Genomic DNA, 20,611 nt, shown 5'->3' with positions numbered 1-20,611 from the left:
ACGCCGCTTCCTGAACGACGCAGCCTCATCCCATGGCATCGCTGTCTGCTGCGGCTTCTTCGACGCCGCCGTCCCCTGCGCCGCAACGGCGCCGCCTGAAGCCCTGGCACTGGATGCCGTATGTCTTCGTCGCGCCGTTTTTCGTGCTGTTCATCGGCTTCGGGTTGTTCCCGCTGCTGTTCTCGGCGTATGCGTCGTTCTTCCGCTGGGAGCTGGCGGCAGGCCTCGGCGGGATGAAGTGGGAGGGCTGGGGCAACTACCTGTTCGTGCTGCAGCTCGACGGCCTGCCGTGGAACGAGTTCTTCAGCGGCGCGTTCTGGTCGGAGCTGTACGCACGCGACTTCTGGCGCGCCCTGGCCAACACCTTCTGGCTGGGCATCGCCGCCGGGCTGCCGCAGCACCTGGTGGCGATCCCGCTCGCGTTTTTCATCCACACCCGCCTGCGCCGCATCCGCAACCCGGTGATCGCGATGTACTTCCTGCCGTACATCACGAACACGGTGGCGATCACGCTGGTGTTCTCGTCGCTGTTCTCGCGTGACTTCGGCGTGGTGAACCAGGTGCTCACCGGCCTGGGGCAGTGGCAGGTGATGGGCATGCAGCCGCTGGCCTGGCTGTTCCCGACCGCCAACATCGACTGGGGTCGGCCGGAGTACACCCGCCCGATCGTCGCGTTCATCGTGTGGTGGCGATTCGTCGGCTGGAACACTGTGCTGTACCTGTCGGCGCTGCAGACCATTCCGAACGACCTCTACGAGGCCGCCACGGTCGACGGCGCGAGCACCTGGCAGCAGTTCCGCTACATCACGCTGCCGCTGCTCAAGCCCATGATGCTGTTCGCGGTCACGCTCACCATCATCGGCAACCTGCAGCTGTTCGAGGAGCCTTTCATCCTCACCGGCGGTAGCGGCGGGGTGGGGCAGGTGGCCGAGACGGTGGCCATGCAGATGTACAAGGTCGGCCTCACCGATGGCGACTTCGGCACGGCCTCGGCGGTGGCATGGCTCATGTTCATGGTGATCGCCGCGCTCACCTGGCTCAACAACCGCTACCTCGGCCGGAAGGACTGAACCGTGTCGGACGTCCTTTCTTCCACCGTTTCGCCGGCGCCCCGCGGGGCGCTCGAAGTCCCCATGCCCATCACCCGTTCCCGCGACCTGCGTGCGCTGCTGCCGTCGCGCTGGCTGCCGCATGCCCTGGTGCTGGCCGGCGCGGCCATCATGCTGGCGCCGTTCTACTTCATGTTCGTGTTCGCCACCCACACGAACACCGAGATCCTCTCGGTGCCGCCGCCGCTGTGGTTCGGCTCGGCGCTGCTGGACAACATCGGCGACCTGGTCTCGCAGCGCCCGCATTTCTGGCGCAGCGTGGGCCTGTCGCTGTGGATCGCCGGTGCCTCCACCGTGCTCAACCTGTTCCTCTGCTCGCTGGGCGGCTACGGCTTCGCGATGTACGAGTTCAGGGGGCGCGACAAGCTGTTCGGCGCGCTGATGGCCACGATGCTGCTGCCGTCCTTCGTCGGCATGATCCCGTTCGTGCTGATGATGAAGGAGCTCGACTGGCTCAACAGCACGCGCGCGCTCATCGTGCCGGGTGCCTGCTCCGCCTTCGGCATCTTCCTGATGCGCCAGTACATCGGTTCGGCCGTGCCGCGCGAGCTGGTCGAGGCCGCCCGCATGGACGGCTGCAGCGAGTTCGGCATCTATTGGCGCGTCGTTCTGCCGCTCATCGGGCCGGCCATGGGCACGCTGGGCCTGGTGACCTTCATCGGCTCCTACAACAACTTCGTCGGCGCGCTGCTGGTGATGAGCGACATGGAGATGTTCACCGCGCCGCTGGTGCTGCGCTCGCTGCAGGGTACCGGCCAGACGCCCTGGGGCGCCATCAGCGCCGGCTCGGCCATCACCGTGCTGCCGCTGCTGCTGCTGTTCGTCTTCTACACGCGCCGCCTCATCGAGGGGCTCACGGCCGGTGCGGTCAAGGGCTGAGAGCGCTTCATCCAAAGGACAGGAAAACATGACATCCATGAGGCTTAGCGGCATCGAGAAGCACTACGGCGCGGGCGTGCGGGTGCTGCACGGCATCGACCTGGACATCGCCTCGGGCGAGTTCATGGTGTTCGTCGGGCCCTCGGGCTGCGGCAAGACCACGCTGCTGCGCTGCATCGCAGGGCTGGAGGAGGTGAATGCCGGGCGCATCGTCATCGGCGATCAGGAGGCGCAGGACCTGCCGCCGGTCAAGCGTGGGGTGGCGATGGTGTTCCAGAGCTATGCGCTGTACCCGCACATGACGGTGGCCGAGAACATGGGCTTCGCGCTCAAGTTCTCACCGATGAGCAAGGCCGAGCGGGCCGAGGCGGTGCGCCGCGCGGCCGAAGTGCTGCAGATCACGCCGCTGCTGGACCGCAAGCCCAAGGAGCTGTCCGGCGGCCAGCGCCAGCGCGTGGCCATCGGCCGCGCCATCGTGCGCAAGCCGCGCGTGTTCCTGTTCGACGAGCCGCTGTCGAACCTGGATGCGGCCCTGCGCGTGCAGATGCGCATGGAGCTGGCACGCCTGCACCGCGAGCTGGGCACGACCATGGTCTACGTGACCCACGACCAGGTCGAGGCGATGACGCTGGGCACCCGCATCGCGGTCTTCAATGCCGGGCGCATCGAGCAGGTCGGGCGCCCCATCGACCTCTACCGCAAGCCGGCGACGCAGTTCGTGGCGGGCTTCCTCGGTTCGCCCAAGATGAGCTTCCTCGCCGGCACCGCCAGCGCCGAAGGCGACGGCATCCGGCTGCAGCTGGGCGAGGCCGGCAGCGTGCTGCTGCCGGGCCAGCAGTTGCAGGGCACCGCACGCGAGGTGACGCTGGGCGTGCGGCCCGAGCACTTCACGGTGGCGCCGCAAGAGCAGGGCCTGCGCGCGGTGGTCGACCAGGTCGAGCACCTGGGCGACTGCGACATCGCCTATGCGCGGCTGGCAGGCCGCGAAGAAGTGGCGACGGTGAAGCTGCCCGCCTCGCAGACGCAGCTTTCGCGCGGAGACGCCGTGTGGCTGCGCCCGGATGCGCAGAACTGCCACCTGTTCGACCGAGAGGGCAGGGTGGTCAACGCCCGCTGAACCGCGGCAGCGGGCAAACACAAGCAGTACGAAAGGGTTTGCGTGAACAGCCTCGAGTCCCTTGCACCAGAGATGTCTCGCCTGCCGGTGCGCGGCGAACCGACCTTCCTTGCCGGAGGAGGCGCGAAGCCCCGTCGGGTGAATGCTGACCCGCCGGCGATCCGCAGCCATCACGTCAAGCGCATCGAGGCCGTGCTCGACCACGTTGAGCGGCACCTCGCGGAAGACCTGAAGCTGGAGACCCTGGCACGGCTGGCGGCCATCTCGCCCTTCCACTTTCACCGTCTGTTCCTCGCGTGGACCGGCGAGACGCTCAATGCGTTCGTGCGCCGGCGGCGCCTCGAGGCGGCTGCCGGCCGGCTGCGCCATTGCCCCGAAGAGAAGATCACCGTCATTTCGCTCAATTGCGGCTTCGCCTCGCCCGAGGCGTTTGCAAGGGCCTTTCGCGAACACTTCGGCATGACGCCGTCGCAGTGGCGCAGCGGCGGCTGGGTCGACTGGCGCAGGCCGTCCGACGACGAGGCGCCGGCAGGGCCCTTTCGCATCGAGGTGAAGCGGCAGGAAGCCGCGGAGTACCTCTTCATGCGGGCACGCGGCCACTACGGCGCCACTGCAAGGGAGCTGTGGGACCGCTTTCTGCCGTGGGTGCACAGCCTGGGGCTGGGCGACCAGCCGATGGCCTTCGTCGGCCTCGACGACCCGGCGATCGCAGGGCCGACCCGTTGCCGCATGGACGCCTGCGTGCAGCTGCCGGCAGGCTGGCGCGACCCGGGCCTGCGCCTGCCCAGGCGTCGCGTGGAGGCCCACTGGGTGGCCGCGCTGCATTACGACGGGCCGGCCAGCGGCATCGGCGCGGGCTGGCATGCCCTGCTGAACGACTGGCTGCCCGAGGCGGCCTTCGACATGGGCGAGGGACCGTTCTTCGAGCGCTACGACCCGCTCGAGGGCACCCCGGGCAGCCGCATCGTGCGCTGCGAGCTGTGCATGCCGGTGCAACCCCGCGCGCAGTGACGCGCGAGTACCAAGGAAGCCAGGGATGGAACGATTGCTTCGAAGCGCCGCGTTGCTGCTCGGCGCGGTGTGCGGCTGCGTCCACGCGGCCGACGGGCCTTCGTTGCTGTGGGCCGACTTCAGGGAGCCGCTGCAAAGCCACAGCGGCGCACCGGTGCTGCCGCTGGCCTTGTCCGACAAGCCGGGCGACGTGGCCGCCGAGCCGCTGCGCGTGAAGGACGGGCAGGTGCTGGTGGGCGGCCGCCTGTCGAATGCGAGCGGCGGCCAATGGGCCACGCTCGGCATGGAGGTGAGGGGGAATGCCGGCGGCGCGCCGGTGGACCTGTCGGCCTACCAGAACATGCGCCTCCGGCTGTCGTCGGCGACGCCGCGCGTGCTGCGCATCCGCCTGAAGGGCAGCGATCCTCAGTTCCTCACGACCGGCTGCTACCCGGTCATGCTGCAGCAAGTGGGTCCGCAGCCGACCGACTATGTGATCCCGCTCAGCGCCTTCGAGCCGCAACCCTGGTGCATCGGCCGCGGCTCGCCGGTGGACAAGACGCTGCCGGCGGTGGTGTCGGTGGAGGTCACCGCCAATGAGCCGGCCGCCGAACCGGTGCGCTACAGCGTCGGCCGCATGGAGTTCCTGCGCAGCGGGGCGGCAGTCGCCTCGGCGCCGCCCGTCACCGGTCCGCGGGTGCCGCGCGATGCCCGCTGGAAGCTCGCATGGGCCGATGAATTCAATGCACCGGCAGACCAGCCGGCGGATGCGGCCCGCTGGTCGGCGGCATCACGACAGGCCTCGCACGACGGTCTCGGCCACCTGGCGCTCCGCCTGGGCGAGGCAGACGCGCCTTCCACCGCGCGGCTGCAGGCCCGGCCCGCCGGCGCCATGCTTTACGGCCGCATCGAAGTGCGTTTCAAGGCGCCCGAACGGCCGGGGCTTTCCAGCAGCCTGTCGCTGCTGGGCGCCCCCCTGGCAGAGCTGTCCTGGCCGGAGGCCGGCGAGATCGTGATGCTGGAAACGCAGGCGCCTGGCGTCGCGGAACTGGGCCTGCACGGCCCCGGCCTCGAGGACGATGCCCATCTCGCCCAGGTGGCGCTCCCGCCGGGCGAGGCGGCAGGCGGCGGCTTCCACGAGCTCGCCGTCGAGTGGGAGCCGGCACGACTGCGCTGGCTGCTCGACGGGGTGCTGGTGAAGACGCAGCTGCGCGCCGACCTGCCACCCGCTTCGCGCGAGGTGTTCGAGCAATGGCCCTTCCTGCTGAACGTCGGCCTGACATCGGCCGCCGGCACTTCGGGCAAAGGCGGGGCCGATGCGAGGTTGCTCGTCGATCATGTGCGCGTCTACCAGCGCGACGATCTCGCGGCGGCCGCTCGCGCGCGCCTCTCGGCCTGGCAGGCGCGGCGCAGCGCAATGGCGGCACCTGCCCAGGGCAAGGAGCCGGCGCGCAAGCGCAAGCCGGCGACAGATGCGGGTGCGTCGCAGCAGCCGGTGCGACAGGTCACCTGCGAGCGCAACAGCCGCTACGGCTTGATGATGTGCTACTGAGCCCCAGGCCGGGGCGCATGAAAGCAAGATCGGTCAGGCCAAGCGCAAGATCCGTCAGGCCGAACGCAAGTGCAGACCGGCAAGGGCAGGGGCAAGACAGCAGCATGAAGGTGTCACTCACAAAAGGAGACACACAGTGAACATGCCGTCAACCCACGCTCCGGTCCGCACGCTGGCCGCGCTCTTCTGTGCGGTCGCCGCACTGGCCGCCTGCGGTGGTGGCGATGACCCGCCGACTGCCGGCGCGCCTCCGGCGCCGATGCCATCTCCCACGCCGACGCCGACGCCGGCGCCCACCGACGTGGCGTTCGCGACCCCGATGAATGCCACCGACACCAGCGAGGCCGGCAAGATCGACACCTACGCCTTTGCCGAAAAGTCCAATGAGCAGACGCTCGGCACCGCGCAGTTCGCCGACGGCGCCGTCAGCTACGGCGCCACCCTGACGGGAGCCCAGGCCTTTGCGGGCGTGGCGCTGCGCGCCTATGCCCCTGGAAACACCGGTGCCGCGCCGGTCGCGCCGTTCAATGCATCGACCTACACCCAGCTCAAGATCCAGCTGCGCTCGAGCACCGACGCCGTGCTGACGGTGAAGCTGCAGCCCTCGCCTGTCGCGGCCGACGGTTGCACCGCCACCGCTCAGGCCGTGGTCAACGCCACGCTGACCGAGCTGACCATCGACCTCAACGACGCCAGCTTCCCGCTGCCCGCCTACTGCAATGGCTCTGGCACCGTGGTGGGCGCGGTCAAGAGCGGTCTGTTCGCCGTGGACGTGATCAACCCGGCCACCAATGCCGGCGCGCACGACCTGGCCATCGGCACGGTGAAGCTCGCGAAATAGACGGTTCTCGCCACGCCACCGGGGCAGCAGAGCCCCGGCGCATCACGACACACGTCACACGACGGGGCGGCAAGCGCCGGCCCCGATCTACCAACAGGAGACAAGCGATGCAGAAACTCGTATCGGCGGCAGCGCTCGCGCTGGCCGCTTCCATGGCCGCGCCCGCGACGGCCGCCTCGTTCTTCGAAGGCTTCGACGGCACCGGCGGCGCCGGCGGCGCCTGGGAAACCGCCAACTGGCACAACGGCGACATCTTCGGCTGCGGCTTCGCCTACAGCGAAGTCTGGCGCACCGGCTGGGGCGCCCTGCAGCTCAACGTGAACGGCTCGACGCGCAAATGCGGGGAGGTGCGCACCTGGCAGTCGTTCACCTACGGCAAGTTCGTCACGCGCATGCAGCCCGGCACCATCGCCGGCGGCAACAGCTCGTTCTTCCTCTATACCGGCCAGGCGGGCACGTCGAGCCACTTCGAGATCGACATCGAGTTCATCAACAGCGGGCGCACGCTGCACACCAACGTGTGGACCGCCGGCCGGCAGAACTACCAGCAGTTCTCGGTGGGGACCGGCTGGCGCACCATCGGCTTCGAGTGGCGGCCGACCTTCGTGCGCTGGTTCCATGTCAACGACGCGGGCCAGGAGCAGGAGATCCGGCGCGTGCAGACCTCCATCTCGGCGCCGATGCGGCTGATGCTGAACCACTGGGTCGGCAACAACTCGGCCGGCGCGGTCGGCTTCCTCGGCCGATACAACGGCGGCGGCGGTCCGGCGTACTACGACTGGGTGCGGGTCAGCGACTGAGCCACCGGCGGGCCACGGGCGGCCTCGGCCGGACAGGCAGGCAGAGGCCGTCAGTGGCGCGAGGTGGAGTCGCCGCCGCCCATCTCGGTGAAGTCCATGCTGGACACCACGAAGGTGTTGCGGCCGGCGTCCTTGGCCCGGTAGAGGGCCTCGTCCGCCTTGGCCACTGCGACGTCCGCCGAAACGTGCTCGCCGCTGAAGATGGCAATGCCGATGCTGGTGGTGACCGACAGCTGCTTGTCGCCGAAGACGAACGGCGGCTGCAGCTCGGCGACGATGTTGCCGGCCACCACGTTCGCATCCTCGCCGTCATGCAGCCCTTCGAGGATCACGACGAACTCGTCGCCCGCAAAACGGGCCGCCGTGTCGGTGGCACGGATGCAGCGCGCAAGCCGCCTGGCGAACTCCCTGAGCACCGCGTCGCCGCCGGCATGGCCGAGCGTGTCGTTGATGCGCTTGAAATGGTCGACGTCGAGGAACATGAGCGCCATGGGGCGCTGGTCCCGCCTGGAGCGGGCCACTGCCTCTTGCAGCCTTTCCTCGAACCGGCGGCGATTCGGCAGGCCGGTCAGCGAATCGGCATGCGCGAGGTCCTGCAGCTGGATCTCCACCTTCTTGGAGGCCGTGACGTCGGTGCTCACCGCGTAGATGCCGGCCACCGTGCCGTCGGGCTGCAGGTCCGGGACGTAGACCGTGTGCAGGAACCGGTTGATGCCAAGCGCCACCGACTCGACGTCGAAACTCACGCGCTCGCCGCCGAGGGCCCGATCGAGCGATTCGCGCCGTTGCTCGTAGAGGGTGGGGCCGATCACCTCCTCGAGCAGGTGTCCGGTGGCTGATGTCGGGTCCACCCCCAGCCATTCACGCCACGTCGCATTGCAGAAGCGCAGCCGCCGGTCCTTGTCGACGTACGACACCAGCAGCGGCAGGTTGTCGGTGATGTCGCGCAGCCGCCGGTGCACCAGTGCCAGCCGGGCGGCCGCCTCCTTGCGCTCGGAGATGTCGTGCAGGAAGGCGTTCGCCACGTAGCCGCTCGGCGTCGGCAGGGCCGCGACAGACACCTCCACCGGAATCTCGCGGCCGTCGCGGTGCAGCGCGGTGAGCTCGATCCGCTTGTCGATGACCGGGCCGGTGCCGGTGTTGGCAAAGGCGCTCAGTCCTGCCGTGTGGCTGTCGCGCATGCGCGGCGGTATGAGCAGCTCCGCCAGCGATCGCCCCAGGGCTTGCTCATCGGTCCAGCCGAAGGTGTGCTGCGCCTGGCGGTTCCAGTCGGTGATCCGGCCTTGCTGGTCGATACCGATGAAGGCATCGGGCGCGTTGGCCAGGATCGAGCGGATCCGGTCTTCGCTGCGTTCGAGCTGGGCCGTTCGTTGTGCGGCTTCCTTCGCATGCTGGGTGGTGCGCAACAGCATGAACAGGGCAACGCCACCGAACAGCACCGTCACCGTGCCCGAAATGACCGCCTCACGGCGCCACTTGGCGAGCCAGTCATCGACGCTCTGGCCGACACCGACGACGAGCCGGGTCGATGCCACCCGTTCGAACCCCAGCATGCGCTGCAAGCCGTCGACCGGCGCGGTGTTGATGCGAACGCCCGAATTGACGCCGCTGCGCAGCTGGCCCAGCGCGCCGTCGTCGCGCAGGACCTTCTTGGCGACGAGCTCGGGGTTCGCCGGCCGGCGCGCCAGCAGGATCCCGTTGTCGTCGGCCAGGATCAGGGTGCCCCGGGCGCCGACCTCGAAACGCTGGAAGATGTCTTCGAACACCTCCATCGGGGCGCCGACCTGGATGATGCCCTTGAACTCGCCGCCGGGTCCGCTCAGCCGCCGGCTGAACACGATGGCCCACTTGCCGTTGATGCGCGAGACGAACGGCTGGCTGATGTAGAGGCCGGCGTCGCGCGCGACATGCGCCTTGAAGAAGTCGCGGTCGCTGGAGGTCTGCGTCCACGGCTGCGGGTCGGAACTGAACCGCTGGTAGCCGTCTGCGTCGAGCACGCGCATCAGCACCGGCAGACCGATGCTCGCCACGTTGTTGCGAAGCATCTCGGCGGCGAGGTCAGGGGTGGCCTTGCCGCCGGTGACTTCGAGCAGGGTCAGGCTGTCACGGCCGCCCACCAGGGCCAGATCGATGCTGGCCACGACACCGCGGGTGTACAGGGCCAGCGCCGAGGTCAGGTTCTTCGTGTCGCGGCGCAGGTCGTCCATGGCGCGATCGCGCGACCGGTGCAGCAGCAGCGCCACGACCGCGCACATCGTCAGGATCAGCACCACGCCCAGTGCGTTCAGCAGGCGCCTGTGCCTGGTGATCATCGCCGCGCCCTCTCACCATCCGTCGTCGGGGACGGATAGTGTCGCACCGCGACACAGGGGCTGCCAGTGCCCCGGCCTGCGGGCCGGGGGCTCGTTCAGCCGAGGCTGACGGGGGCCACGAAGCGGTAGCCGACGCGGTGGTAGGTACGGATCACTTCGGTGCCGCTGCCGTCTTCGAGCACCTTGCGGATGCGCGCGACCGTGGAGGCGACCGTGCCGGGCTGCACGCACTCGTCGGCCCAGAGCTCGTCCAGCAGTTCGTCCAGGCGCACCACGCGCTCGCGGTGTTCAATGAGGTAGACCAGCAGGTCGAACGGTTGCGGCTGCAGGGCCCTGCTCTCGCCGTCGACCGTGATCTCGCGGCGACCCGGGCTCACTTCGCAACCGCCGAACCGGAAGGTGCGATCCCTGGCGGGCGCCGGGGCCACCGCCGATGCCACCGGCAAGGGGAGAAACGCAGGCCGATAGTGCGGGTCTTCCACGTTGATGCTTCGGAACATCCCAACTCCTTCACTCTGACTGAACACTCATTGAACACGCATCGTGTAGTGTTAACTCTACATTCATGTAGTTAAATCGCGAAGCATTTGTCGGGGCAATTTGTCACAAACGTCTACAATTCGCGCAGACTTCCCCCTGGTTGAGTGTGTAGTGGCACCACTACAGGGCACACTTGCGTTCAGGAGCAGCCAAAAATGTCACGAGCCCCCGGAGCCGCCAAGATCCACGTCCTCATCGCCGACGACCATGCGCTGGTGCGCGACGGCATCCGCAAGATCCTTTCGCTCGGCGACTCCATCGAAGTGGCCGGCGAAGTGACCACCGCCGCAGAAGTGCTCGCCTACCTGAAGGAGGCATCGGTCGACCTGCTGCTGCTGGACCTGCTGATGCCGGGCAGCAACGGGGTCGACCTGATCGAGCGGGTGGTGGCCGCGCACCCGAAGCTGCCGGTGCTGGTGCTGACGATGCACGCGGACCCGCACATTGCACGCCGCGCCCTCGAAGCTGGCGCGGCCGGCTATCTCACCAAGGACATCTCCCCCGAACTGCTGATCGAAGCCGTGCAGCAGGTCGCGGCGGGTCGCAGCTTCGTGGATCCCGCGTTGAGCGCGGCGTTGATACGTTCGGAAAAGCCGGCCCAGGCGCCGCTCGAACAGTTGTCGGCCCGCGAGCGGCAGGTGCTGGTCGCGCTGGTGCGCGGCGACACGCTGGTGGAGATCGCGACCCAGCTCAACGTGGCGGCCAACACTGTCAGCACCTACAAGGCACGCCTGATGGAAAAGCTGGGGCAGGAATCCCTGAGCGACCTGGTGCGCTACGCCTTGCGCAATGGGCTGGTGGACTGATCGGTGCGCCGGGCTGGGCGTTGCGCTGGCCCTCGCCGGTGCAGCCGCGGTCGCACACGCGCAGCAGGTGGTGGTCGACTCCTTCCAGCAGGAGCAGGGGCTGGCCAACCTGACGGCGCAGTGCATCGAGCAGGATGTCCGCGGCGCCCTTTGGGTCTGCACCGCCAACGGCCTGTTCACCTTCGACGGCTTTCGCATTCGGCAAGAGCTGCTGCCGGAAGCCGCGGGCATGTGGATCAGCGTGGTGCGGGCCGATTCCGCCGGTCGGGTGTGGGTGGCCACAGGAGACGGGTTGTTCGTGGGCCGGTCCGCCGGTGCGGGCTATCGCTGGGATGAAGTGCGCTCCGAAGCGGGCGGCGCGCTCATCTTGTCGAGCGGCCAACGGCTCGATCTCGACGCTGCCGGTGCTGCCTATGCGATGGACGATGACGGCGTCGTTTGGACGATCCGGCCGCCGCAGCGCGACACCGACCGCGTGGTCGCACAGCGGGTTCCATTGCCGGCGTACGACCCCTGGCCTGGCAGCCACGATGCCAAAGGCGCCCCGCTGCGGGTGTTCGACGGCGCGCTGTGGTTCGGATGCGGCAAGGCCTTGTGCGAATGGAGCGACGGCCGGTTGCACCGCTGGGGCGAGGAGAGCGGCGTGCCGCCGCGAGCCTGGGCGAGCTTCGTGCGCGGGCGTGATGGCACGCTCTGGGCACGCAGCCCCGACCTGCTGCTGAGCTTGAGTCCCGGGACCCGGCACTTCGAATCCATCGCAGCGCCGCCGGCCCGGCGCTGGAGCGGCACGGTCGCCATGGTGCAGGACGCCGCTGGCCGCATCGTCACCGCCACCGACGAAGGCCTGGCCAGCTGGGACGGCCGGAAGTGGCGGCAATGGACCCCCCGGCGCAACGGCCTGCCCGAAACCGCAGTGCGCGCGCTGCTGGTCGACGCCGAAGGTTCCGTCTGGCTGGGCACCTCCGGCCGCGGACTGCATCGCTGGGTCGGCTGGGGCGGGGTCGAGCACTGGACCACTGCCGACGGCCTGCCTTCACCTGTCGCCTGGGGATCTGCACGCGACCGTCGCGGGCGCCTGTGGGTGGCCACGTCCCAGGGGCTGGCCCGCTTCGATGCGCAGGCCGGGCGCTTCGAGCTGGTACACGGGGCCGGGGGCCAGTGGGTCGGGGGCCTGCAGGCCGACGCCGCCGGCAACATCTGGTGGCGAGAGGGCGACAGCGTGCTGGTGGCGCTGGAGGGTGAGCGCATCGTGCGAGCAGCCTTCGCCGAGCCGGACTCCGAGGTGGACCTGGCGCGGGGAGGGAAGGGCGAGATCTACGCACTGGGCAACCGGCGGGTGCACCGCATGGTGGCTGCCGGCGCAGCTGCGCGCGCCGAGCCCTTGGCGACCAATCCGCCGGACGGGCGCTTCTGGAGCGTTGCGCACGACGGCAGCCGCGACTGGTTCGTTTCCTCGAAGCGCTTGCTCTGCCGCGAAGGCAGCGGCTGGCGCCCGCTGCTCGATGAGCAGGGGCGGCCGGTGGGCGCTCATGTCTATGCCACCTTCAGCGGGTCGCGGCTGTGGACGGTCGATTCGCAAGGGGTATCGGCCTACGAGGTGAAGGACGACGGTGTCGCGCGCCCGGTGCGCCGCTTCAGCAAGGAGCAGCTCGGCGGCGTCTCGCCGATGTTCCTGCGCGCCGATGCCGGTGGGCGCATCTGGCTCGGCAGCGATCGCGGCGTGCTGGTGCACGAGGGCGGGCGCTGGGCGCGCCTGGACCGCAGCAACGGCCTGCTGTGGAACGACGCGTCCGACTTCGCATTGAGGTTCGACGCCGACGGCACGGCCTGGATCGGCACCAGCGCGGGGCTCACGCAGCTGCTGCCCGGCTGGCAGGCGCCGAACCCACCCAGGCTCCGGCTGGAACGGCTCGAGTTCGGCTCCCGCAGCTTCCGCGAGCCGCCACTTGAGGCCATCGACTGGAGCGACAGGAACCTGCGCGCCACCGTGGCCACTGCCGACTTTGCGAGCGGGCGCTCCATGCGCATCGAATACCGCCTCGGCGGCGGTGACGCGCCCTGGCGCGAGGTGGTGGGCGGCGTGCTGCAGGTCGACTCGCTGCAACCCGGCTGGCACCTGCTCGAGATGCGCGCGGCCGGTTCGCTGGGCGCGGAGCAGGCCGGGCCGGCGCTGCAGGTTTCGTTCGAGGTGGATCCGCCATGGTGGCTTTCTGTGCCGGCGAAGCTGGGCTACGCCGCCGGGCTGGCGGCCCTCTGGGCCTTGTCGACCTGGCTGACCAGCCGGCGCGCGAGGGCTCGCCGCATCGAGCTCGAACGGGCGGTGGCCGAACGCACGGCGGCCCTGGATGCTTCGCAGCAGGCCTTGCGCCAGCTCGGCGAGCACAACGCGCGTGCGCTGGAGGAAGAGCGCAAGCACGTCTCGCGGGAGCTGCATGACGAGATGGGGCAGCAGCTCGCGGCCCTGCGCATGGAAGTCTCGGTGCTGGGCATGCAGGTGCGCAACCAGAAGCCGCCGCATGCCGAGCAGTTCGACATGCTGCTCGACCGCGTGGACCGACTGGTGCGCAGCGTGCGAGGCCTCGTGTCGCAGCTGCGGCCGCCCGCGCTCGACGGCGGCCTGGCGGCGGCCCTCGACTGGCTGGCCGAGGAGTTCAGGCGGAACACCGGCATCGCGTGTCGCCTGGAAATCGACCCGGCGGCCTGCGAACTCCGGCCCGAGCAGGCGACCATGGTGTTCCGCATCGCGCAGGAGTCGCTCACCAATGTGCGCCGTCATGCCGATGCCTCTCAGGTGACCCTCAGGCTGCAGCGAGGCCCCGAGGGTGTGGTGCTGTCGGTGCGCGACAACGGGGTGGGGTTCGACGCCGCCGTCCGCAACCCGGGCCACGGGCTGCTCGGCATGCAGGAGCGCGCGCGGCTGTTGCGCGGCGAGCTGAGCGTCGCGAGCAGCCCCGGCGCCGGCACGACCGTTTCGCTGCGGGTCGATCCGCTGCATTGATCCACGGCGTGCGCCCCTCGTTCAGGTGACATCGGGGTTTCGTCAAGTCCTCGTCATGTCTTGTGCGGCGCCGCTGCCTAGACTGGCCAGGCACTTTCGAGGCCCACGCGGCACTACCCATGAACCCTGATCTCGCACAACACGGCGTCCGCACAGCCTGGTTGACCGGGCGTCTTTGCGAGCAGCTCGGGCTTGAGGGGGCGCAGGCACGATCCATCACGGCAGCCGCACTCACGCATGACGTCGGCAAACAGCTGCTGCCGCAGGAACTGCTGACGAAGCCGGCCTCCCTGACACGCATTGAGCACGGGATCGTGCGGCACCACTGCGCCATGGGCGCCTGGATGCTGCGCCAGCAGGCGCAGTCAGATGTGTCGATCTCCGGCGACGCGGTGACGGTGGCCCTGCTGCACCACGAGTGGTGGAATGGCCATGGCTACCCGTTTGGCCTGTCGCGGCAGCAAATTCCTTTGGCGGCGCGGATCGTTTCGGTGGCCGACGTGTTCGACGCGTTGTGCAGCGAGCGGTCGTACAAGGGCGCCTGGCCGGTCAACCTGGCCCTCGACTACATCCGCCACCGTGCCTCGGTCCAGTTCGATCCCTGGTGCGTCGAGGCCCTGGTGAGCCTCGACGTCGGCGTGCTTGCGCAGCAGTACGGCGAGGGCGTCGATCCGGTGGTCATCGCACCCGTCGGTGTGCCGGCCAGGCCGCGCACGGAGGCCCCGGCAGGCCTGGACTTCCTTGTCTGACGGCCCTCGCACGATGTCGAGGCCTTCGGTGATGCGCTGGTTGCGCCGGTGGGTGCGCGGACTCCGGCCCGCGCCGGCCTCGTCTCGCGTGCCGCAGCCGGCCGCCAAGGGCCGGGCAGACCTTCCGGAGCCGCTGCTGATGCTGATGCAGGGCCAGCTCGCGACGCTGCTGGCCCGCCATCCGCGTGCGCGGCGCACGCTGCCTCACCTGGCGTTCGTGGAGAAGATGCTGCGCCGCAGCGGCGAGGCGGGCTTGTGGGCCTTGCCTGATCCGGTGCTGGCTCGAGCGCTGCAGCAGCTGGAGGCGCTGACCGACGACTGGTCGCAGGCCGGCATCTCCGAGTTGCGCACACGCCTGTCGAAAGCCGCACGACCTGCGCCGCAGGTCGAGCACGACAACCTGCTGTCCACCTTCGGCACGCCCGACAAGCTGCAGGTCTGCGAAGTCGGGCTGTCGGTCTTCGAGGAATACGACGGTGCGGGCGCGGCAGCGCACCGGCCGCGTTGAAGCGTCAGGCTATTTGACGATCTTGCCGCGGCTGCCGACGATGGCGAAGTCGACGTAGCGGGAGCGGGCGCGGCCCGCTTCGGTGAAGTCCAGGTGATAGCCGCCCAGGTCGACGTCAGCCAGGCCGTGCAGCGTGGCCGCCACGGTCTCGCGGGTCGGTCGCGGGGTTCTCTCGAGCGCTCGAACCAGCGCCTTCGCGGCGATGAACCCTTCCAGCGAGCGGGTGGCCAGGTCCGGATCGCCGGACCGGGCGCGCATCGCCAGGTACTCGCGAACCAGCGGCACCTTTTCGTCGGTCGGCAGAGGCAGCACGACGGAAAACGCATAGCCGACCGACTGCTGCGGACCGAGCTTCTTCATGAGGACTTCGGTGTCGATGATCGACAGGCCGTAGATGGTGGTCGAGCGGTCCGCGCCGAAGGCCTTGACGAACTCGATCGCGGCAGCGGTGGTCGCGCCCAGGAAGATGGCCTGCGGCGCCGCCTTGTGCATGGCGTCGACGGCGGCCTGCACATTGGTGGTGTTGCGTTCGTAGCCGGCCTTGGCGACCAGCACGATGCCGTGCTGCCTGGCGAATTGCTCCGCGCCTGCCAGCACGTCCTTGCCGAGCCCGTCGTCCTGGTAGACGAGCCCAACACGCGTCAGTCCGAGCTGGGACAGCTGGCTGAACAGGCGGCGGACCTCGTCGTGGTAGCTGGCCTTCACCACCAGCATGCCCTGGGTGCGAGCCACCGAGGCGGCGCCGGAGACGGCACCGACCATCGAGATGTGCTCGCGGGTGAGCACGCCGTCCTTGCCGACCGCCTCGAGGTTGCTCGTGCCCACCGTACCGATCAGCGCGACGGGGGACTCCTGCGCGATCAGCTCCTTGACCAGCCGCACGGTTTCGTCGGGCTTCTGCGCGTCGTCACGGGTGACCAGCCTGATGCGCTGACCCTTGACGCCGCCGCGTTCATTGACCGCGTCGATGTAGAGCTTCACTCCCGCATGGATGGCCTTGCCGGTGACGGCCTGCGGGCCGCTGAACGGGGCCACCTGGCCGATGACGATGTCGGCACGGGCGGTGGACACCACGCAACACGCTGCCAGGGCAAGCACGCACCTGGCCCAGGATCGGAAGGGCTGGCCCGCGGGCTTGGGCAAGCGAGCATGGGTCATGGGGGGCTCCGGGGCGATTCAGCGGGCTTTCGGCGCCCAGGGAGCCAGCGGCTCGGTGTCGGGGAACAGGGTGCAGTCGGTGCTCGGCTTCGAGGCTTCTTCGGCGAGGGCGGCTTCGAGCGCCGCCTTGCGCCGGCGCTGTTCGGCGATTTCGCGAGCCGATTGCGTACTCGCGCGCTGCACGGCCAGTTCGGCCTGCAGTGAACCGACCTGCCGGCGGGCGTCCTTTTCGAACTGCACGGCGGCCGTGTGCAGCTGCGTATAGCGCACCTGAAGCTGCTGCAGGTGTGCGCCGTAGTGCCTGCGTGTCAGCCACCAGGCGGCCAAGGCTGCGACGGTCGCGCCGGAACAGGCGGCAATGATCAGCGAGGTGGTCGTGCCCACGGCATGCCTTCGTCGTTGGTTTGGCGTTGGTTCGGATAGGGGAGCGGCTGCACTCTAAGAGTCGGGCCGCCGACTTGCATGACGAAAACATGACGCAATCCATGCCGCCGTGGATGGCGGTGCATCTGCCGCAGTTGCGCCTCGAGGAATGGTCTATTGCGCACGGCCCACCCTTGCGCCGGTTGCGCAATGCCCATAGCTCCGGGACAATCGCGCCCACCATGAAGTTCATCTACGTGATCGAGGCGAGCACCGCCACCTGACAGCGCCCTTCGACTGCGTTCGGAAGGCGTATGCGCCTTCCGGCAAACGACCCCGGCAGGCTCCGCCCTCCGGGGTCTTGTTTTTTCCAAGGTATTCCAGCCATGCGCACCTACGACAAGCTGATCGCCACGATTTCCGACCGCCGGAGCGTGGACCTCGTGCGCTTGCGCTCCGGCCGCAGTAGCCCGCACCTCCTTCGACGCTAGCCATCGGGCGAATCGGCCTGAGGGCAGCGTCTTGCCCGAAACAGGCTCAAGAAAGATTCGCCATGAACTCGAACCTCAGAAGACTGCGCAACGTCGGCGTGATCGCACACGTGGACGCCGGCAAGACCACGACCACCGAACGCATCCTGTACTACACCGGCGAAAGCCATCGCATGGGCGAGGTGCACGAAGGCACCACCCGCATGGACTTCGATCCGCAGGAGCGTCGGCGCGGCATCACCATCAACAGCGCGGCGACCACCGTTCACTGGAAGGGCGTGCAGATCAACCTGATCGATACGCCGGGCCACATCGACTTCAACATCGAGGTCAACCGGTCGCTTCGCGTGCTCGACGGCGCCGTGGTGGTGTTCGACGGCGTCGCCGGCGTGGAGCCGCAGACCGAGACCAACTGGCGCCTGGCCGACAAGTACCGCGTGCCGCGCATCGCCTTCATCAACAAGCTCGACCGCGTCGGAGCCGATTTCGGTCGCGTCGTGGCGATGATGGAAGAGCGCCTGGGCGCGACCGTGGTGCCGCTGCAGTTGCCGATCGGCTCGGAAGGCGAGTTCCGCGGCGTGGTGGACCTGCTTCGCCTGCGTGCGCTGGTGTGGGAGCGCGACGACGCGCGTGCGCCCTATCGCGAGACCGAGGTGCCCGCCGAGCTGGAGGCGCTGGCGATTCGCCAGCGGGCCCGGCTGGTGGAGGCGGTGGTCGAGCAGGACGAACAGGCGTTGCAGGCCTACCTCGACGGCAGGCCGGTGGACGAGGCGCTGCTGCGCGCATGCATCCGGCGCGGCACGCTCTCGGGCGCCCTGGTGCCGGCGCTGGCCGGGTCGGCTTTCAGGAACCGGGGTGTCGAGCCCCTGCTCGATGCGGTGGTCGACTACCTGCCTTCACCGCAGGAGGTGCTGCGCGCCGAGGGCGAACCTGCGTCCGACCCGGACGCTCCGTTCGCCGCGCTGGCCTTCAAGGTGGTGGCCGACGACCATGGCTCGATGGTGTTCGTGCGGGTGTACCGCGGGCGCCTGCGTCGTGGCGACACGGTGCTCGACACCAGCACCGGCCGCACGGAGCGCATCGGCCGCCTGTACGAGGTGCATGCCGACAAGCACCAGGAGGTCTCGCAGCTGCAGGCCGGAGACATCGCCGCGATCGTCGGGCTGAAGGACACGCTGACCGGCCACACGCTCAGTGATCCGGCGCATCCGCTGCGCCTGGAAGAGATCAGCGTGCCGGAACCGGTGATCGACGTGGCGGTGGAGCCGCGTACGCGGGCGGACGTGCCGGGGCTTGCGAAGGCGCTGCAGACGCTGGTGCGCGAGGACCCGAGCCTGCGCTTGCGGCACGACGCCGAGTCCGGGCAGACCGTCCTGTCGGGCATGGGCGAACTGCAGCTCGAGGTGTCGATCGAGAAGCTGCGTGCGCGGCATGGCGTCGAAGTGCAGGTGGGCCGTCCCCAGGTGGCTTACCGCGAGACCATCACGCAGGCTGTCGAGGTGCATCACCTGCACAGGAAGCAGACCGGCGGCCCCGGGCAGTTTGCCGAGGTGAGGCTGCGCTTCGAGCCGCTGGCGCGGGGCGAGGGCGTGCACTTCGAGAGCCGGGTGGTCGGCGGTGCGATCCCGCGCGAGTTCATTCCTGCTGTGGAGCAGGGTGTCCGTCGTGCGGCGCAGTCCGGCGTGCTGGGCGGCTTTCCGGCGGTGGACTTCCGCGCCACGCTGGTGGATGGCGGCTTCCATGAGCGCGACTCGTCGTCGATGGCGTTCGAGCACGCGGCTGCTGCGGCGGCGCGCGAAGCCTTCGCCAAGGCCGGGCCGCAGCTGCTGGAGCCGGTGATGGCGGTGGAAGTCGTCACGCCGCTCGAGTACCTGGGCGACTGCCTCGGCGACCTGCACCGGCGCCGCGGCAGCGTCCGGAGCCAGCAGCCGCGCGGCAATGCAGCGGTGGTCGAAGCCTGGGTGCCGTTGAAGGAGATGTTCGGCTACATCGGCAGCCTGCGCGCCCTGTCGTCGGGGCGGGCGCAGTACACGATGCAGTTCGACCACTACGACGCGGCGCCCGCCGGCGTCGTGGCCGAGGTCGCGCTCGGCTGAGGCAGGGAAGGGGGCACGACTGCGTGCCTCCCGCAGGCAACCCGGTTGGTGCGTCCGGCACCAACCGGGTGCCGATTGCCGCGTGAAAGAACCCCTCCGGCCTGTTTCCGGCTGGCCCGTCGCTTGCTTGTATACCAGGTAGAACATCAACCAGGACACCAAACCGGTGCCCGCAGCGAGCCGGAAGGAGCGAGCGAATGGCTTCGTGGAATCGACGCGTCTGGATGACGGGAATGGCCGGCGCCGGCCTGGCCTTCAGTGGGCTGGTGCGGGCGCAGAAGCCGATCGTGGTGGGCTTCATCTATGTCGGGGCCAAGGACGATTTCGGCTACAACCAGGCGCATGCCGAGGCGGCGACGCAGGTGAAGGCCATGCCCGGGGTGAAGGTGGTCGAGGAAGAGAACGTTCCGGAGACCGTGGCCGTGCAGAAGAGCATGCAGGGCATGATTTCGCAGGACGGCGCGGCGGTCCTGTTCCCCACCTCCTTCGGCTATTTCGATCCGCATGTCCTGGCCGTCGCGCCGAAGAACGCCAACGTTCGCTTCGCCCACTGCGGCGGCCTGTGGAACGAAGCGAAGCATCCGCGCAGCGTCGGCAGCTTCTTCGGCTACATCGACGAATGCCAGTACCTCAACGGCGTGGTGGCCGGGCACATGAGCAAGAGCGGCAAGCTGGGTTTCGTGGCGGCCAAGCCCATTCCGCAGGTGCTGCGCAACATCAACGCCTTCACCCTCGGCGCACGCTCGGTGAATCCGGCGTTCACCACCACTGTGATCTTCACCGGCGACTGGTCGATGCCGGTCAAGGAGGCCGAAGCGACCAACAGCCTGGCCGACCAGGGGGTCGACGTGTTCACGATGCATGTGGACGGCCCGAAGGTGGTGGTCGAGACCGCAGCCAGGCGCGGCAAGATGGTGTGCGGCTACCACGCCAGCCAGGCGAAGCTCGCTCCTGCCGCGTACCTGACCGGTGCGGAGTGGAACTGGGTGACGGCCTACCGGCAGATCATCGAGGCAGCCAAGAGCGGCAAGCCGCATCCCAACTTCGTACGCGGCGGCCTGAAGGACGGCTTCGTCAAGGCTTCGCCCTACGGCGCGACGGTCAGCGAGGCCGCGCGCAGGAACGCCGATGCGGTGAAGGCCAGGATGCTGGCGGGCAGCTTCGACATCTTTGCGGGCGAACTGAAGGACAACACCGGCAAGGTGGTCATCGCCAAGAGTCGCAGCCTCAAGCAGACCGACCTCGAACTCGAGGGCATGAACTACCTCGTCGAAGGCGTGGTCGGCAAGGTCTGAGGCTGCG

At 68.9% G+C, this 20,611-nt stretch carries 18 protein-coding genes; 14 read left to right on the top strand and 4 right to left on the bottom strand.

What is annotated here, in order from left to right; genetic code table 11:
* Nucleotides 1-32: 32 nt before the first annotated feature.
* The 7 genes from E8D38_RS00275 to E8D38_RS00245 all read left to right on the top strand — a co-directional run bounded on the left by E8D38_RS00275 (nt 33) and on the right by E8D38_RS00245 (nt 7,288).
* The gene (locus E8D38_RS00275) at nt 33-1,070 is read left to right on the top strand and encodes a carbohydrate ABC transporter permease (RefSeq protein WP_140625721.1); all 1,038 of its coding nucleotides are present in this window, start codon (nt 33-35) and stop codon (nt 1,068-1,070) included.
* 63 nt (nt 1,071-1,133) lie between these two features.
* Nucleotides 1,134-1,988 (top strand): carbohydrate ABC transporter permease, encoded by an 855-nt coding sequence (locus E8D38_RS00270; protein WP_140625720.1) that lies wholly within the window; start codon nt 1,134-1,136, stop codon nt 1,986-1,988.
* Nucleotides 1,989-2,016: 28 nt separating this feature from the next.
* Nucleotides 2,017-3,105, top strand: coding sequence for an ABC transporter ATP-binding protein (locus tag E8D38_RS00265; RefSeq protein ID WP_140625719.1), 1,089 nt, complete (start codon nt 2,017-2,019; stop codon nt 3,103-3,105).
* Between the two features lie 138 nt (nt 3,106-3,243).
* Nucleotides 3,244-4,116, top strand: coding sequence for an AraC family transcriptional regulator (locus E8D38_RS00260; RefSeq protein WP_181178867.1), 873 nt, complete (start codon nt 3,244-3,246; stop codon nt 4,114-4,116).
* A 25-nt stretch (nt 4,117-4,141) separates the two neighbouring features.
* Nucleotides 4,142-5,647: a glycoside hydrolase family 16 protein gene (locus tag E8D38_RS00255; RefSeq protein WP_140625717.1), complete on the top strand. Its 1,506-nt coding sequence runs from the start codon at nt 4,142-4,144 to the stop codon at nt 5,645-5,647.
* A 142-nt stretch (nt 5,648-5,789) separates the two neighbouring features.
* Complete coding sequence (locus E8D38_RS00250; protein WP_181178882.1) at nt 5,790-6,488, top strand: hypothetical protein; 699 nt, start codon at nt 5,790-5,792, stop codon at nt 6,486-6,488.
* Nucleotides 6,489-6,595: 107 nt separating this feature from the next.
* A complete protein-coding gene (locus E8D38_RS00245) occupies nt 6,596-7,288 on the top strand; it encodes a family 16 glycosylhydrolase (RefSeq protein ID WP_140625715.1) in 693 nt (230 codons plus the stop codon).
* Nucleotides 7,289-7,338: 50 nt separating this feature from the next.
* Here the strand turns inward: E8D38_RS00245 and E8D38_RS00240 are convergent, their stop codons facing one another.
* Nucleotides 7,339-9,600, bottom strand: a complete 2,262-nt coding sequence (locus tag E8D38_RS00240; RefSeq protein ID WP_140625714.1) for a bifunctional diguanylate cyclase/phosphodiesterase — start codon at nt 9,598-9,600, stop codon at nt 7,339-7,341.
* Nucleotides 9,601-9,695: 95 nt separating this feature from the next.
* Nucleotides 9,696-10,100, bottom strand: a complete 405-nt coding sequence (locus E8D38_RS00235; protein WP_140625713.1) for a winged helix-turn-helix domain-containing protein — start codon at nt 10,098-10,100, stop codon at nt 9,696-9,698.
* 195 nt (nt 10,101-10,295) lie between these two features.
* Here E8D38_RS00235 and E8D38_RS00230 point away from each other — a divergent pair, with 195 nt between their 5' ends.
* From E8D38_RS00230 to E8D38_RS00215, 4 genes are all read left to right on the top strand, one after another.
* A complete protein-coding gene (locus tag E8D38_RS00230; protein ID WP_140625712.1) occupies nt 10,296-10,946 on the top strand; it encodes a response regulator in 651 nt (216 codons plus the stop codon).
* Complete coding sequence (locus E8D38_RS00225; RefSeq protein WP_140625711.1) at nt 10,930-13,944, top strand: sensor histidine kinase; 3,015 nt, start codon at nt 10,930-10,932, stop codon at nt 13,942-13,944. The genes E8D38_RS00230 and E8D38_RS00225 overlap by 17 nt, the downstream gene beginning before the upstream one ends.
* 119 nt (nt 13,945-14,063) lie before the next feature.
* Nucleotides 14,064-14,693, top strand: a complete 630-nt coding sequence (locus E8D38_RS00220) for an HD-GYP domain-containing protein (protein ID WP_140625710.1) — start codon at nt 14,064-14,066, stop codon at nt 14,691-14,693.
* A 13-nt stretch (nt 14,694-14,706) separates the two neighbouring features.
* Complete coding sequence (locus tag E8D38_RS00215) at nt 14,707-15,201, top strand: hypothetical protein (protein WP_140625709.1); 495 nt, start codon at nt 14,707-14,709, stop codon at nt 15,199-15,201.
* 9 nt (nt 15,202-15,210) lie between these two features.
* Here E8D38_RS00215 and E8D38_RS00210 read toward each other — a convergent pair whose 3' ends face one another.
* Nucleotides 15,211-16,359, bottom strand: a complete 1,149-nt coding sequence (locus E8D38_RS00210; RefSeq protein ID WP_140625708.1) for an ABC transporter substrate-binding protein — start codon at nt 16,357-16,359, stop codon at nt 15,211-15,213.
* 18 nt (nt 16,360-16,377) lie between these two features.
* Entirely contained in the window at nt 16,378-16,743 is a 366-nt protein-coding gene (locus E8D38_RS00205) for a hypothetical protein (RefSeq protein WP_140625707.1), read from the bottom strand.
* A gap of 89 nt (nt 16,744-16,832) precedes the next feature.
* Here E8D38_RS00205 and E8D38_RS28155 point away from each other — a divergent pair, with 89 nt between their 5' ends.
* The 3 genes from E8D38_RS28155 (at nt 16,833) to E8D38_RS00195 (ending at nt 20,604) form a co-directional block, all read left to right on the top strand.
* The gene (locus E8D38_RS28155) at nt 16,833-17,006 is read left to right on the top strand and encodes a hypothetical protein (RefSeq protein ID WP_181178866.1); all 174 of its coding nucleotides are present in this window, start codon (nt 16,833-16,835) and stop codon (nt 17,004-17,006) included.
* A 269-nt stretch (nt 17,007-17,275) separates the two neighbouring features.
* On the top strand, nt 17,276-19,309 hold the full coding sequence (fusA, locus tag E8D38_RS00200) for an elongation factor G (RefSeq protein ID WP_140625706.1): 2,034 nt from the start codon (nt 17,276-17,278) through the stop codon (nt 19,307-19,309).
* A 197-nt stretch (nt 19,310-19,506) separates the two neighbouring features.
* Nucleotides 19,507-20,604 (top strand): BMP family ABC transporter substrate-binding protein, encoded by a 1,098-nt coding sequence (locus E8D38_RS00195; RefSeq protein WP_140625705.1) that lies wholly within the window; start codon nt 19,507-19,509, stop codon nt 20,602-20,604.
* Nucleotides 20,605-20,611: the final 7 nt, after the last annotated feature.

The organism is Methylibium rhizosphaerae, from assembly GCF_006386545.1.
GTDB lineage: Bacteria > Pseudomonadota > Gammaproteobacteria > Burkholderiales > Burkholderiaceae_C > Pseudorivibacter > Pseudorivibacter rhizosphaerae.
Note: the sequence above shows the minus strand (reverse complement) of the source record. Positions and strands in the feature narration are given on the sequence as shown.

What these genes read in the sequence shown, in the direction of transcription:
- E8D38_RS00235 (WP_140625713.1), bottom strand. Translation starts at nt 10,100, where the DNA reads ATGTTCCGAAGCATCAACGTGGAAGACCCGCACTATCGGCCTGCGTTT.
- E8D38_RS00195 (WP_140625705.1), top strand. Translation starts at nt 19,507, where the DNA reads ATGGCTTCGTGGAATCGACGCGTCTGGATGACGGGAATGGCCGGCGCC.
- E8D38_RS28155 (WP_181178866.1), top strand. Translation starts at nt 16,833, where the DNA reads ATGACGCAATCCATGCCGCCGTGGATGGCGGTGCATCTGCCGCAGTTG.
- E8D38_RS00245 (WP_140625715.1), top strand. Translation starts at nt 6,596, where the DNA reads ATGCAGAAACTCGTATCGGCGGCAGCGCTCGCGCTGGCCGCTTCCATG.
- E8D38_RS00230 (WP_140625712.1), top strand. Translation starts at nt 10,296, where the DNA reads ATGTCACGAGCCCCCGGAGCCGCCAAGATCCACGTCCTCATCGCCGAC.
- E8D38_RS00225 (WP_140625711.1), top strand. Translation starts at nt 10,930, where the DNA reads ATGGGCTGGTGGACTGATCGGTGCGCCGGGCTGGGCGTTGCGCTGGCC.
- E8D38_RS00250 (WP_181178882.1), top strand. Translation starts at nt 5,790, where the DNA reads ATGCCGTCAACCCACGCTCCGGTCCGCACGCTGGCCGCGCTCTTCTGT.
- E8D38_RS00275 (WP_140625721.1), top strand. Translation starts at nt 33, where the DNA reads ATGGCATCGCTGTCTGCTGCGGCTTCTTCGACGCCGCCGTCCCCTGCG.
- E8D38_RS00270 (WP_140625720.1), top strand. Translation starts at nt 1,134, where the DNA reads ATGCCCATCACCCGTTCCCGCGACCTGCGTGCGCTGCTGCCGTCGCGC.
- E8D38_RS00255 (WP_140625717.1), top strand. Translation starts at nt 4,142, where the DNA reads ATGGAACGATTGCTTCGAAGCGCCGCGTTGCTGCTCGGCGCGGTGTGC.
- E8D38_RS00265 (WP_140625719.1), top strand. Translation starts at nt 2,017, where the DNA reads ATGACATCCATGAGGCTTAGCGGCATCGAGAAGCACTACGGCGCGGGC.
- E8D38_RS00210 (WP_140625708.1), bottom strand. Translation starts at nt 16,359, where the DNA reads ATGACCCATGCTCGCTTGCCCAAGCCCGCGGGCCAGCCCTTCCGATCC.
- E8D38_RS00220 (WP_140625710.1), top strand. Translation starts at nt 14,064, where the DNA reads ATGAACCCTGATCTCGCACAACACGGCGTCCGCACAGCCTGGTTGACC.
- fusA (WP_140625706.1), top strand. Translation starts at nt 17,276, where the DNA reads ATGAACTCGAACCTCAGAAGACTGCGCAACGTCGGCGTGATCGCACAC.
- E8D38_RS00215 (WP_140625709.1), top strand. Translation starts at nt 14,707, where the DNA reads ATGTCGAGGCCTTCGGTGATGCGCTGGTTGCGCCGGTGGGTGCGCGGA.
- E8D38_RS00240 (WP_140625714.1), bottom strand. Translation starts at nt 9,600, where the DNA reads ATGATCACCAGGCACAGGCGCCTGCTGAACGCACTGGGCGTGGTGCTG.